This window comes from uncultured Jannaschia sp., assembly GCF_947494055.1.
GTDB lineage: Bacteria > Pseudomonadota > Alphaproteobacteria > Rhodobacterales > Rhodobacteraceae > Jannaschia.
Window position 1 is genome coordinate 1 of the sequence record NZ_CANLTR010000256.1, and the last position, 229, is coordinate 229.

The following is a 229-nucleotide window of genomic DNA, read 5'->3' on the forward strand; positions in this document are numbered from 1 at the left end:
AGACGCTCGAGCACCTGCTCGACGCCAGGGGGCCAAAGTCGAAGGCCGTCGTCTGGGCGCATAACTCGCATATCGGCGATGCGCGCGCCACGGAGATGGGCAAGGTGCAGGGCGAGCACAATATCGGCCAGCTCTGCCGCGAGCGCTTCGGCGAGGATGTCGCGCTGATCGGCATGGGCACCCATACCGGCACCGTCGCTGCTGCGACCGATTGGGGCGGCGACATGGA

1 protein-coding gene is annotated in these 229 nt (G+C 67.2%); it reads left to right on the top strand.

Annotated features, from left to right (window positions below):
* Positions 1–229: erythromycin esterase family protein (locus Q1A87_RS24070; protein WP_299657463.1), on the top strand; the 229-nt coding region annotated here is incomplete at both ends.